10 protein-coding genes are annotated in these 12,919 nt (G+C 61.2%); 4 read left to right on the forward strand and 6 right to left on the reverse strand.

What is annotated here, in order from left to right; all coding sequences use genetic code 11:
- Positions 1–94 precede the first annotated feature (94 nt).
- The 5 genes from RA302_RS30925 to RA302_RS30945 all read right to left on the reverse strand — a co-directional run bounded on the left by RA302_RS30925 (position 95) and on the right by RA302_RS30945 (position 6,834).
- The gene (locus tag RA302_RS30925; protein WP_075835702.1) at positions 95–1,492 is read right to left on the reverse strand and encodes an IS1380 family transposase; all 1,398 of its coding nucleotides are present in this window, start codon (positions 1,490–1,492) and stop codon (positions 95–97) included.
- Between the two features lie 581 nt (positions 1,493–2,073).
- Positions 2,074–2,829: a glucose 1-dehydrogenase gene (locus RA302_RS30930; RefSeq protein ID WP_075836521.1), complete on the reverse strand. Its 756-nt coding sequence runs from the start codon at positions 2,827–2,829 to the stop codon at positions 2,074–2,076.
- Positions 2,826–4,208 (reverse strand): NAD-dependent succinate-semialdehyde dehydrogenase, encoded by a 1,383-nt coding sequence (locus tag RA302_RS30935; RefSeq protein ID WP_338481177.1) that lies wholly within the window; start codon positions 4,206–4,208, stop codon positions 2,826–2,828. Before RA302_RS30935 ends, RA302_RS30930 begins: the two co-directional genes overlap by 4 nt.
- A gap of 31 nt (positions 4,209–4,239) precedes the next feature.
- Complete coding sequence (locus RA302_RS30940) at positions 4,240–5,865, reverse strand: NAD(P)/FAD-dependent oxidoreductase (RefSeq protein ID WP_338481179.1); 1,626 nt, start codon at positions 5,863–5,865, stop codon at positions 4,240–4,242.
- A gap of 36 nt (positions 5,866–5,901) precedes the next feature.
- The gene (locus tag RA302_RS30945; protein ID WP_075836524.1) at positions 5,902–6,834 is read right to left on the reverse strand and encodes an alpha/beta hydrolase fold domain-containing protein; all 933 of its coding nucleotides are present in this window, start codon (positions 6,832–6,834) and stop codon (positions 5,902–5,904) included.
- A 224-nt stretch (positions 6,835–7,058) separates the two neighbouring features.
- Here RA302_RS30945 and RA302_RS30950 point away from each other — a divergent pair, with 224 nt between their 5' ends.
- The gene (locus tag RA302_RS30950; RefSeq protein WP_338481181.1) at positions 7,059–8,123 is read left to right on the forward strand and encodes an alcohol dehydrogenase; all 1,065 of its coding nucleotides are present in this window, start codon (positions 7,059–7,061) and stop codon (positions 8,121–8,123) included.
- Between the two features lie 4 nt (positions 8,124–8,127).
- Positions 8,128–9,345 (forward strand): helix-turn-helix domain-containing protein, encoded by a 1,218-nt coding sequence (locus RA302_RS30955; RefSeq protein WP_075836526.1) that lies wholly within the window; start codon positions 8,128–8,130, stop codon positions 9,343–9,345.
- A gap of 177 nt (positions 9,346–9,522) precedes the next feature.
- On the opposite strand, the gene RA302_RS30960 is transcribed toward RA302_RS30955, so the two are convergent.
- Complete coding sequence (locus tag RA302_RS30960; RefSeq protein WP_075836528.1) at positions 9,523–10,413, reverse strand: LysR substrate-binding domain-containing protein; 891 nt, start codon at positions 10,411–10,413, stop codon at positions 9,523–9,525.
- 88 nt (positions 10,414–10,501) lie between these two features.
- Here RA302_RS30960 and RA302_RS30965 point away from each other — a divergent pair, with 88 nt between their 5' ends.
- Both RA302_RS30965 and RA302_RS30970 read left to right on the forward strand, forming a co-directional pair.
- The gene (locus RA302_RS30965) at positions 10,502–11,680 is read left to right on the forward strand and encodes an acyl-CoA dehydrogenase family protein (RefSeq protein WP_230074794.1); all 1,179 of its coding nucleotides are present in this window, start codon (positions 10,502–10,504) and stop codon (positions 11,678–11,680) included.
- Positions 11,677–12,891, forward strand: coding sequence for a CaiB/BaiF CoA-transferase family protein (locus RA302_RS30970; RefSeq protein WP_075836532.1), 1,215 nt, complete (start codon positions 11,677–11,679; stop codon positions 12,889–12,891). Before RA302_RS30965 ends, RA302_RS30970 begins: the two co-directional genes overlap by 4 nt.
- Positions 12,892–12,919 lie beyond the last annotated feature (28 nt).

Raw genomic sequence — 12,919 nt, forward strand, 5'->3', positions numbered from 1 at the left:
CAAGAACTGTTTCCAGGCAGGGCGTGACCGCTGGTCTACCCAGCTTTTCCACGATTGACGAGTGTCGGGCCGCTGTCGGCGATTCGGTCAGATTTCAAGTGATGGGTGGCGGGCTGTACCCGATAGTGTTGGCCCACAGTCGAAGCCACACAGCGGTCCACGGCCAGTGAGTGGGCAGTCGCAGGATCGGTTTTCGTTGCGGTCGAGTCAATCGAGCGGGGATGTTGACGATCTTGCGTCGGAGCGTGGCCCCGCGGGAATGTGAATGCCGGTCGCCGGCAAGAACGCCGGTTGCCCGAAGCAGATTGTGGGCGATCGCCGCGCACAACACCCAGGCGGAGTTTGCCCCGAACTTCCCCGATGGCATGTGTGCAAGTGGCCCGTCGATGAGATCAGCGAACACGGTTTCGATAATCGCGTGCCGGCGGTGTGTGACATCTGCGTCGGCGGTGAGCCGGGTGGTGTTGGTGAAAAAGGGGTGATACCGCCAGACGGGAAACAACGTATCCGGGAATCGTGCGTCTTTGACGCGGCGCACAATCAGCCGGGCGGCGACCGGGGTCTTGGTGGAAGTGAAAGCGGTGTAAGTGGTTTCGGCGACTTCGGCATCGGAAATCCAGTCACCGGTCTCGGGGTCTCGTACCGCGCCGGGATACTTCACGGGTGTCCAGGCGTCTTCGGCAATCGAATCGATTGCCCGCGCGACGGCGGTGTTCTTGGCCATCACGACCGAGAATTCGACCTTTGAGCGCAAGCAAGCGGTCACGACGGAGCGGGTGCCGTAGGCAGAATCGCCACGAACGAGGATCGTGCCGACCGCACCCGCTTTTCGGGCGGTGACGATGGCTTGGGTGACCATCCGGCCTGCGCCTTTACCCGATGCGGCTTTGCCTGCTCGTAGCCGCATCCCGGTGATGACCGGTGCGGAATCGGCGGTGCTGAGTATCGTTGCGAGCGGTGAGAGTCCTTTGCGGAGGACCTGCTTTCCGGCGATTTTTGCATGTCCGTAGGAGGCGCCTTCTTTGGCGTGGCCGTAAACGGGGCGCAGCAGCGAATCGATGTCAATGAACGCGTGATCGACGAGTCCGGGGAGAATATCGGTGCGGGAGGCGAGTGAGATGAGGTGTTCACGCAGCACTGATTCGAGTTGGCGATTGTGCCCGAAAGTGAACTCACGCAGCAGTGTTCCGATAGTGGAGGGTGCGTAGACGTTGCCGAACAGCTCCTTCATGCCGCCGGAGCGAAGGACGTCGATGTCGTCGATGCTGTCCGCGCCCGCGCACATCCCGGCGATCAGTGTCACCAATTTTGGTGCCGGATTCGCTGCCCCGGATGCGATTTTCGTGGCGGTGATCGAGATCTTCTCGGCGAGGAGGTCCGTGAGCCTGGTCTGCTCGGCCAACGTCATCACCGGGACCAGTCCCGCGCACGAGACGATGTGGTTCTCGTTGAACACTGCGGAATCTTCGACGAACTTGTGGGACACTTTCACTGGAAGTGCCTTTCCTGAGCTGGTGGATTTGTTGCGTGAGAACTCAAATCATCCCAGTTCAGGGGGCACTTTCTTCAGTTAGACACTCCGGTCAATGGAAGTTCTATCGGTGGATTCAGGCTAAGGGTGCCGGCGGGCCGGAGTCGGGCGAGGGGTCCTGAGTCAGCGGCCGTCGATGGTCTGCTGGAGCACGGCCGCATATTGGGCTTGAACTGCGGTAGTGGCATGTCCCCGTGGTTGGTTTCTCCTTGGGGCGTAACGGGTTTGACGCGTGTCCGCACCCCCGCCACTGCACTCGGCGGGGCGGCAGGAACTACAGCGGTTTGGCAGGTCGTTTTTGACTGGCTGGATGAGGTGAGCAGGTCGTCGGCACCATGCGGTCCCTCATGTGTTTCAACAGCCGGACGGGCATCGCCTTTCCGTCGATATCGTGCGGTGGCCGAAGTCGAAATTGCCTGGTATGTGGTGTGTTTCGAGTTGCAGGATGCACTGGTAGTTGGCTGGCCGCTTGTCCTTACAGTGCCCCGCGCCTCGGCTGATGCCACCCGAGGCGCGGTGCACTGAATTAAGCTGAAGCTGCCCTATTGAGCGATGTAGCCGCCGTCGACTACGACTTCGGACCCGGTCATGAACGAGGACTCATCCGAGGCAAGAAACAGTACCACCGTGGATACCTCCTCCGGCTGGGCCGCACGACCCAGGATGGTGGTGCCCAAGAGAGCCTTCTTCCCTTCGGGATCGGCCAGGATATCGTTTGTCATCGCCGTCGCAATCACTCCTGGGTGCACCGAGTTCACTCGAATCCCGAACTCTTGCAGGTCCACTGCAGCGGCTTTCGTCAGAGTCCGCACTGCACCCTTCGATGCCTCGTAGGCGGCTGCATTTGGGGCGCCGATGATCCCGTACATGGACGAGATGTTGACGATCGACGGCGCCTTCGACTCCTTCATCGCAGGGATGATCGTCTTGCAGCCCAGGTACGTGCCCTTGGCATTGACCGCGAAGATGCGGTCCCACACGTCTTCCTCCGTGTCCTGCAGTGACGTGAAAGCGAGGATGCCCGCATTGTTCACCAGGATGTCGACGCGGCCGTGGGACTGGACGGCATGGTCGACGACAACCTTCCAACCTGCCGAACTCGAGACGTCGTGCTGCACGAAAGACGCAGTACCGCCGTCCTTCTCGATCAGCTTGACGGTCTCCTTGCCGCCTTCGACGTCGATATCGGTGACGACAACGGCGGCACCCTCTTCCGCTAACAGCTGGGCGTGCGCGCGCCCCATACCTGTGGCGCCACCGGTCACGACGGCAATTTTGCCTTCAACACGCTTGGTCATTTCATTCCCTTCGGATTTCGCACCAACTTTTTGTTGGCGAATTCGTTCAAGCCGAACTTGGCGAGCTCGCGACCGAACCCCGATCCCTTGACACCGCCGAACGGTAGGTCCGGGGCCGTCTTGCTGGTGCCGTTGATCCAGACCATTCCGGTTTCGAGTTCCTCGGCCACTCGGCCGGCCTTGTCCGGATCCGAGGTGAACACACTGGATGAGAGGCCGAACGGGGAGTCGTTGGCCAGGTCGATCGCCTCATCTAGAGACCGGGTGCGGTAGAGGACCGCTACCGGGCCGAACAGCTCTTCGCGGAATGCACGCATCTCGCGTGTAACTCCAGCCAGCACGGTGGGCGGGTAGTAGGCGCCGACCCCTTCCGGTCGGTTGCCACCCAAGAGAGCCTCGGCCCCGCGGGAGAGTGCGTCCTGGACAAGCTCGTCGACTTCCTCGACTCCCGCGTGCGACGCGAGTGGCCCGAGCTTTGTCTCGGGGCTGGTCGGGTCGTCGGGTAGCCAGCCAGCCATCCCGTCGACGAACTTCGTTACGAATTCGTCGTACACGCTGTCGTCGACGAGAAACCGCTTCGACGCAGTGCACGCCTGTCCGCCGTTTCCGAGCCGACCGACGACGGCGGCGGCAGCAGCGATATCTATGTCGGCATCTTCCAATACGATGAAGGGGTCCGAACCGCCCAGTTCAAGTACGCATTTCTTCAGGTGCCGGCCCGCTACCTCAGCGACGGCCGACCCTGCCTTCTCCGATCCGGTCAGTGACACACCTTGGACTCGCTGATCCGCTACAGCCGCAGCGACCTGGGCTGAGGAGACGAAGGCATTGCGATATACGTCGGTCGGCAGCCCGGCTTCGAGGAAGACTCGCTCGATGGCCAGGGCGGACTGCGGGCAGTTGCGCGCATGTTTGAGGATGATCGTGTTGCCCAGTGCGATGTTGGGAGCAGCGAAGCGTGCCACCTGGTAATAGGGGTAGTTCCACGGCATGACTCCGACGAGCGGTCCGATCGGCTCGGTCCGCACGACCGCCGTCCCGCTACCGGCGATGTCGAGGGTCTCATCCTGCATGAATTCTGCGGCGTGGTCTGCGTAATACTGATAGATCGAGGCAACCAGCTCCACCTCGCCTTGTGCTTGTGCGATCGGTTTGCCCATCTCCAAAGTGAGCAGCTTGGCCAGTTCGTGGGATTGTTCTCGATAGAGTTCGGCGACCCTGCCAAGCGCAAGGCTTCTTTGTTCGAGATCTGTTGCGCGCCAAGTCCTGTAGGCGTTTGCGCTGCTGCCGATGAGGACGTCCAACTCGTCGTCCGATATTTCCGGATACCGCGCGAATTCCTGACCGTTGGCAGGGTCGATGGTGGTGTACACACCCATGGTCGTCTCCTGTTTTCGTATCGATCGGGAGTCAGGCGTCGACGGTGTCGGCCGTCTTCAGAGCAAAGCCCTGATAGCCCCCCTCGGTGACGTCTGCCAGGACGGCGCGGTAGTTGCCGAGCCCGCCAAGGTAGAACAGCACGCTGGGCTTCTTTCCTGGAACATTGGCCCCGAAGATCCATGAATCAACCTTGGTGAAGACGGTCATGTTCGCGATGTCCGTGCAGGTCGCGGTCCATGCGGATTCCGCCTCCGGTGTGGGTTCGATCGCCCGCACACCTGTCCGCTCGACGTAACCTATGGTGTCGCTGATCCACTCGACCTGAGTTTCGATGCTTGGAGGAAGGTTCGTGAACGGTCCGTTGGGGCCGAGCACCATGAACCAGTTGGGGAAGTTCGCGGTGGCAATCCCCAGGTAGCTGGTGGGTTGGCCGTCCCAATGGTCGTTGATGTTCAGGCCACCGCGACCGGAAATGGTCATGCGGCGGTAGTTCCCGTCGACGGCGTCGAAGCCGGTGGCGAGGACCAGGACGTCCAATTTGTGCAGGACGCCGTCCTCGGTCACCACGCCCTTGGCTGTGATCTCACGAATGGGGTTTTCCTTGATGGCGACCGCCTCGACGTTCGGGCGGTTGAAGACCTGGAAGTACCCGTCGTCGCACAACGGTCGTCTCGCGAATAGTCCGGTGGGCGTCAGTTTGCGGGCAGTCTCCGGGTCTTCGATCATGGCGGTGATCTTCGAGCGAATGAACGATGCTGCAGTTTCGTTGGCTTCTTCGTCGGTAGCGATGTCACCGAAGGTTCCGAACATGAATCGGAAACCGCCGCCCTGCTCCCATGCCTCTTCGTAGACCCTGAGGCGTTCTTCCGCGGACACGCTCATGGCCGGAACAGTAGATTCCTCGAAGCCGAATGCCACCGAGGATCTTTTGACCTGAGTCCAGATGTTCTCGTAGTCGGCTTTGACTGCGTCGATCTGCTCGTCGGTCACCGCGCGCTTGCCGACCGGCACCGAGTACTGGGGAGTTCGCACGAATACAGTGAGGTGTTCGACCGTTGGCGCCAGGGCCGTGATGACCTGTTGCCCAGTAGATCCGGTACCGATCACGCCGACGCGGCGGCCGGTGAGATCCTTGCCCTCGGGCCACGCTGCGGTGTGGATGGTCTCGCCTTCGAATGTCTCGAGACCGGGCAGATCCGGTCGATTGATGGCGGAGAGGAGCCCGACAGCATTGACGACGTAGGTAGCGCGGTAGATCTCGCCTGTGTCGGTGGTGACTTCCCACAGTTGTTCGTCTTCGAGATACACCGCAGATTCGACGGCAGTGCCGAAGTGGAAGTGCCGGCGTAGGTCGAACCGGGAAACGACATCCTCAAGGTATTCGAGAATCTCGGGTTGAGTGGTGTAGGTGTGCTTCCAGGTACCGTCCTGAAGCAGGTCACGGTCGAATGAGAACCGGTAGACGTGGCTTTCGGTGTCGGACAGTGCACCCGGGTAGCGGTTCCAGTACCACGTGCCGCCCGGGCCGTCTGCCTTGTCGAAGCCGACCGTCGTGAGGCCGAGCTCGTTGGCCAGTTTGTGGACGGCGTAGATCCCGCCGAATCCGGCGCCGATGACGATGGCATCGACAGTGGTCAGGGCCTTTTGTGTAGTCATGGTTTGAAGTCCTTGGTCGTTACGAGGAATGAAAGTTCAGGCGTGGTACCAGGCGGATAGCTGCGCAAATTCCTCGGCAACAAGCGGGGAACGGCCGGCCAGAAACGGGTAGACATGCTGCTGCCCTTCCCCGATCGAAAGGGTGACATCGACACCGGCAGCTTCGGCGCGTTCGGCCACTCGGGTGGCATTGTCGAGGAGTGATTCAACGCTGCCAGCCGTGAGATACAGCCGTGGGAAGCCTGCGAAGTCGGCGTGCAGCGGGTTCGCGAGTGGAGTGGTCGGGTCGACGGTGCCTCCGAGAACGCCGGAGATCATGCCTTCCAACAACTCTGGTGTGATCAGCGCATCGGTGTCGTTGTTGGTGACCAGAGTCTGGCCTTTGTTCTCCATGTCCAGCCAGGGGGAGAAGGCAATGACACTGCCAGGGCCACTTTTGCCTTGGTCGGCGAGGGCCAGAGCGATGGCGATAGCCAGGTTCCCGCCTGCCGAATCACCGATGGTGGTGATATCACGAGCGGTGATGCCGGAAGCCACGAGCGCGTCGAACGCTGCGACACCGTCCTCGATCTGCGCGGGATGTGTGTGTTCCGGGGCGCGCCGGTAGTCGAGCACGAGACTGGCCGATCCGAGCGCTTTAGCGACGTGGCCAGCAAGTTTGCGGTGGCTCGATGCGGAGCCGACGGCGAAACCTCCACCGTGGGTGTAGAGCAGAACTTTCGACCGATCTGCTCCTTCGGGCAAGCACCAGATGCCGGGGACGCCGCCGACAGTGTCTTCGCGGTAAGTCACCCCTTCGGGTTCTACGGTCGGTTGGTGCCACTCGTCGAAGATCGAACGCAGTAGACGGATCGTCAGATCCGGTGTGCTCGACATGATCTCAGACCAATCGGCATAGAGTTCTCGCAGTACGTCATCGGTGCTGTCATCATGTGTGGCGTTCGAATCGCTGGCAACGGCGGTGCTCATGGGTTCTCCTGGGCTCGTCACGGCGAAAAGGAAATCGGCCGCGGTCTGATATGTCGGGCGTGCCACACACTGGAAGTTTTGTGACGGGCAGCACTCCCTTCTAGAACCAACGTAGGAGCACAATGCACGACACCTGTGTTCCGTTATGAAACAGTCGGCAGTCAGGATGCGTGGTCATGATGAGGACACCGCCACATTCCTTCCACCCGAAGAGGTGCTTGTTCATGCGCGCATATGCAGTGTTTCCCGACGATACGACGATCCACGAAGTGGAGGTCCCCGTGCCGGCGCCTGAAGGGAGCAGCGTTCTTCTGCGGGTGCTGAGAGCCGGTGTGTGTCACACCGACACACACCTACGCGAGGGTGGCTATGACCTCGGCAGCAAAGGGATGATGAACATGAAAGACCGTGGCGTCGAATACCCCATGGTGCTCGGCCACGAAGTCGTCGGCATCGTAGAGCAGGTAGGCGAAGCCGTGGACACTGTACGCCCTGGTGATGTCCGCTTGATCTATCCGTGGATCGGATGCGGCGAATGCCGCCAGTGCCGATCAGGCCATGACAACAGTTGCGCCACAGGAAGAAACCTCGGTGTTGCCCGTCACGGCGGGTACGCCGAATACGTCCTCGTTCCCGACGCGAAATACCTCGTCGACATCGACGGACTGGATCCGAGTTGGGCTGCGACGCTTGCCTGTTCAGGATTGACGGCCCACAGTGCGGTCGACAGGATCCTTCCGCTCGAACCGGACGAGCCGGTCGTCGTTTTCGGTGCGGGCGGGCTAGGGCTGACAGCTATCGCGATCCTGCGTGCGCGAGGACATCGGGCGATCTGCGCGGTCGACCGCGCAGATCAGAACCTGTCCCTCGCTCGCGACATGGGCGCATCGGCCACCGTGCTCTCGGGTTCGGATACAACAGCGCGCGACGTTCGACGCGCTGTGGGAGGGCCGGCCGGGGCGGTCATCGACTTCGTCAACAATGGAGCCACCGCAACACTGGCGTTCGAGGTGTTGGCCAAGGCAGGAATCATGGTGCAGGTCGGACTCTTCGGCGGCGAATTCACCGTCCCCACGGCACTACTCGCTTTGCGCATGATTCGCCTCGAAGGCAGTTTCGTCGGAACGCTCGACCAACTGCGAGACCTCGTTCGGATCGCCCAAACGGGGCAGATCCCCACCATTCCGATAGCCGAGCGTGCCCTGTCGGCAGCGGAGGTCACCCGCGCATTGGATGAGCTCACGGCAGGTGGCGTTGCTGGACGCATCGTCCTTACTGCTCCACACTAGAAAAGTGAGCGACCGCGCACACCGCGACGACGCCGTACGACGCGCGCGCGAGCAACTGATCACTCAGGGGCTCGTGCGGGCTTCGCTGCCTGCATCGCTTGTCGCGCACGAAATCGAGCAGAGTTGGCGCCGTTCGGTCTCGCTGAGCGTGGACCCGGCAGCAGGTCCTCACATAGTCGGCGAAATAGATCCCGACACAGCCATCCTGCGCGCTGCTGGTCGCATTCTCGACCAGTGGCAGACCAACCTGACCGATTCGCGTATGACCCTGTTTTTGGCCGACGAGGCAGGTCGCATAGTCTCACGCCGCATCGTCGACCCGCAGGACGAGCCCTCCCTGGACCGCGCCAACGCTGTCGAAGGTTTCGACTTCTCCGAGCAAGCCCTGGGCACCAACGGTTTGGGCACGCCGATCGAAGCACGCGGAGTAGTGTTCGTCCGCGGAACAGAACACTTCAACGACGCGCTTGCATCCCTGGCATGTGCCGGAACGCCTATCAAGCATCCGATCACGGGCAGAATCGTCGGATCGCTGTCCATCGCATCTCATGTCGATTCGGCCAGTCCCCTGATGGTGTCGATGGTCCGGCAAGCCGGGTACGAGATTTCCGAAGCCCTCGAACTCATGGCCGATTCGCGAGATCTCGAGCTGGCGCGCACATATCGCAACTTGCGCACCTCCAAGAATCCGGTACTGGTGATGAACTCAGGAACCGTGATGACCGACCTCCCGGCTCTCGCGCACTTCGACGCGGAAGCACACGCAGGGTTGTGGGACACCTTGCGCCGGTATCGGTGGGATGAGGACAGCATGCGTCTCGAGCTACCGACTCTCGGCACCGAGGCAACCGTCCGCCGATTAGGGCGAGCAGGGCAGGACGCGATCTTCGCGCTCGAATTCACTGATCCGAGCGATGCAGAGTCTGCGTCCGAGGATGCAGTGATGGGTCTGGATTGGCGACGACGCGACGATGCACCCTCGGCGTCGCCTGATCCGTTACCCGACCGCGACCACGGATCAACGGGCAATTTCACGGCGACGTCCACTCATGCCCGCGGATCGTCAACGCCGTCCCTGAGCCGCTACGAAGAAGCGGAGCGTGATGCAATCAACCGGGCATTGTCGGAAACGAATGGGAACAAGTCGTTGGCGGCGGGACTGTTAGGGATCGGCCGTACCACCCTGTACAGGAAGATGCGGGCGTTGAAGATTCGTAGCTGACCCCTCGGAACGTCATTGTTCGGTATCGACGATCCGCAGAATGCGCGATTTCCGCGCGACGATACCTCTATCAGCGAGGAACCTGGCGGCAAGAGCTCTGGAACAGTGGCCAGCTGACCGTGTCCGGAAGCGATGGCGCTCGCCGCGCTCCTGAGACTGAAAACTCGGCATCTAGTCTCAGTGCTGCCGGAGACCGATGACGTATTGCAGGACCACTCGCAGCGCTGGGTTAGTACTGTCTCTCCGCCACGCTGCCCGCATGTCCACGTCTGCCGTCGAATCACATAGCGGCACGAAAACCACATGAGGGTCGGTGACGTTGTCCGCCACCGACGACAACGTCAGGTGACAGCCGACCTCGGCCGCCACCAGAGCCAGAGCGGTCTGGGTGTCCGGTGCGATCTGAACGACATCGGCGACGAACCCGCGGGCGACGGCGAGTCGGCGCAGCCGATCAGGAAGGACAGATCCTTCGTGGAACGGCAGTGAGATGAACTGCTCGTTCGCGAGTCGGTCGATATCGACCCGAGTCGCACCGGCCAACGTGTGTGTGTCGGCCACTGCCACGACCAGATGGTCGACTAGTACCACCTCGGACTCCACGCTCGCAGGAATGACATCCCACCTACCCAACGCTATGTCGGTGTCCCCGCTGAGCAGCCTCTTCATGGCTGGCTGAGCGAAGTTCTGGCTGGAAAGTTCCAACTCGATACCTGGATGCTCAGAGCGCACGATGCGGGCAAGCCGCGCGACCATGCGATGCGTCGAGACGCCGGCGAACGCGATTCGCACCAAACCACTCTCGCCGCCGGCGGCCGACTTGACTGCGTCTTCCGCGCTACGCAAACCTTCGAGGACTGCGCGTGCAGGTTCGATCAATGCCTGACCGCTGGCCGTCAATTTCACGGAACGGGTATTTCGATCGAACAGTCTTGCACCCAGATGCTTTTCGAGTTGTTTGATGGTGCGACTGAGGGGCGGCTGCGCCACATGCAGTCGGGCCGCGGCGCGACCGAAGTGAAGCTCCTCGGCGACGGCGAGGAACGCGCGAAGTTGTTCGACATCCATCCAGGGACTCCTTTATTGCATCTACGGTAATACACAAGTATCAATTAAGTATTGGACTGACAGTAATGGTGGGGTTGATAGTTCTCGTATGGAAACGCTGAACCCCGAAGTACCCGACGATGTCTTCTCCGACGTGCTGAAGCAGATTTCACACTTCGTGCGGTCGTGGGTGGTTCCGCGGGAACTCGAGATCATGAACACCGACGCAATACCTGCCGATATACGGACACAGTCTGCAGAGATGGGCTTGTTCGGTTTTTCGATACCCCAGAAGTGGGGCGGCTTGGGCCTCAACCTCATTCAGGATGTCGAGCTTGCCATGGAACTCGGCTACACCTCGCTGGCACTCCGCTCGATGTTCGGAACCAACAACGGTATCGCCGGGCAGGTCCTCGTCGGGTTCGGAACCGAGGATCAGAAAGCGCAGTGGCTACCGGGCATGGCCGCCGGTGACATCGTCGCCTCGTTTGCGCTGACCGAGGACGGGGCAGGATCGAACCCCGCAGGGCTCAGGACGACCGCCAAGGCAGACGGCTCGGGCTGGATGATCAACGGCAACAAGCGATACATCACCAATGCGCCCATCGCCGACATGTTTGTCGTCTTCGCCAAGCTGGATCCGAAGCCGGAGAGCGGAAACGGTATCGCAGTCTTCCTTGTCCCGGCAGATACTGCCGGGATCGAGATCGGGGTCAAGGACGCCAAGATGGGCCAGCAAGGGTCGGGCACTGCGGACGTGACGTTCACCGACGTGAAGGTCGACGCCGAGTCACTGGTCGGCGGAAAGGGAGACATCGGATACAAGGCGGCGATGACCTCGCTGGCACGCGGACGTGTGCACATCGCGGCACTCGCTGTCGGCCAGGCGCAACGTGCGCTCGACGAGTCCGTCGCGCACGCAGCAGCATCGACTCAGGGTGGCGAACCAATCGGAAACTTCCAGCTAGTTCAGGCGATGATCGCCGACCAACAGATTGGGGTCATGGCGGGCCGGGCCATGGTCCGTGAGGCAGCGAGGGCCTGGGTCGAGGACACCGATCGGTGGATAGCTCCATCGGCCGTGAAACTGTTCTGCACCGAAATGGTCGGCAAGGTCGCTGATCTGGCTGTCCAAATCCATGGCGGGGCAGGGTATATGCGGGAGGTTCCGGTCGAGCGGATCTATCGTGACGTTCGGCTACTTCGCTTGTACGAGGGCACGAGCGAAATTCAGCGCCTGATCGTCGGAGGCGGATTGATTCGCGCGCAGCAGAAGCGCAGCAAGTGAACGCACCACTCGAGGGGTTCACCGTCGTGGCGATCGAACAGGCCGTCGCAGCACCCCTTGCAACCAGAAACCTCGCCGATCTTGGTGCCCGAGTGATCAAGATCGAACGGACCGACGGAGGTGATCTGGCACGTGGCTACGACCATGCAGTGCATGGAACGGGTGCGCACTTCGTGTGGCTCAACCGAGGCAAGGAATCCCTCGCCATTGATCTCAAATCAAACCGAGGTCGCAGTATCGTCCACCGGCTGATCGAGAACGCGGACGTTTTCGTACAAAATCTTGCCCCTGGTGCTTCAGAGCGACTCGGATTCGGCGCGAACGAATTACGCGCGACGAAGCCGAGTCTGGTCGTCGTCAACATGTCTGGATTCGGTAAGGGTGGGCCGATGCAGGATCGCAAGTCCTACGACATGCTGATCCAGGCCGAAGCGGGCTTGATTTCCATTACCGGAACACCGGACGAACCCGCCAAGACGGGAGTACCTACGGCCGACATCGCTACTGGCATGTATTGCGCTCAAGCAGTGCTTGCGGCATTGCTCAGGCGTGGGCGCACGGGTGCTGGTGCGACGATCGACATCTCGATGCTCGACTCGACGGTGGAGTGGTTGGGGCACGCGATGTACACACAGATGTACACCGGCGCGCAGCCTCCGCGGATGGGTGTCAGTCACAGCTCCATCGCCCCGTACGATGCATATCCGACCCAGGACGGACAGATACTGATCGGCGTCCAGAACGATCGCGGTTGGCAGACCCTCGTCACTGACGTACTAGGAATTCCGGAGATGGCCGAAGACCTGCGCTTCGCCACTAATGTTTTACGCGTCCAGAACCGCGCTGAATGCGATGCCGTCGTCGCCGCACGCACATCGTTGTTCACGACAACAGATCTCGACACGAAGTTGGCTGCCGCCGGCATCCCTGCGGCCCAGGTGAAACAGATGAGGCAAGTCATCGAGCATCCGCAGATCGTCGAACGCGACCGTTGGCGGACCGTCGGCACCGAACACTCGACCGCACGGGCTTTGCTGCCACCGGCGACGTTCGCTGACTTCGAGGCACGCATGGGCGACGTTCCCGCACTGGGGCAGCACACACGCTCGTTGTTGATCGAATCCGGGCAGGATCCGGACACGGTGGACACCATGCTGCGTGAAGGCGTCGCCGTGCAGGACCCTGCTTTCGACACCGACCTCGTTCGGTGATACGACTATCCCAATCACACTTCAGAAC

Source organism: Rhodococcus sp. DN22 (assembly GCF_036669995.1).
In the GTDB taxonomy this organism is placed as follows: Bacteria; Actinomycetota; Actinomycetes; order Mycobacteriales; family Mycobacteriaceae; genus Rhodococcus_F; species Rhodococcus_F erythropolis.

What these genes read in the sequence shown, in the direction of transcription:
- RA302_RS30930 (WP_075836521.1), bottom strand. Translation starts at nt 2,829, where the DNA reads ATGACCAAGCGTGTTGAAGGCAAAATTGCCGTCGTGACCGGTGGCGCC.
- RA302_RS30935 (WP_338481177.1), bottom strand. Translation starts at nt 4,208, where the DNA reads ATGGGTGTGTACACCACCATCGACCCTGCCAACGGTCAGGAATTCGCG.
- RA302_RS30940 (WP_338481179.1), bottom strand. Translation starts at nt 5,865, where the DNA reads ATGACTACACAAAAGGCCCTGACCACTGTCGATGCCATCGTCATCGGC.
- RA302_RS30945 (WP_075836524.1), bottom strand. Translation starts at nt 6,834, where the DNA reads ATGAGCACCGCCGTTGCCAGCGATTCGAACGCCACACATGATGACAGC.
- RA302_RS30950 (WP_338481181.1), top strand. Translation starts at nt 7,059, where the DNA reads ATGCGCGCATATGCAGTGTTTCCCGACGATACGACGATCCACGAAGTG.
- RA302_RS30960 (WP_075836528.1), bottom strand. Translation starts at nt 10,413, where the DNA reads ATGGATGTCGAACAACTTCGCGCGTTCCTCGCCGTCGCCGAGGAGCTT.
- RA302_RS30965 (WP_230074794.1), top strand. Translation starts at nt 10,502, where the DNA reads ATGGAAACGCTGAACCCCGAAGTACCCGACGATGTCTTCTCCGACGTG.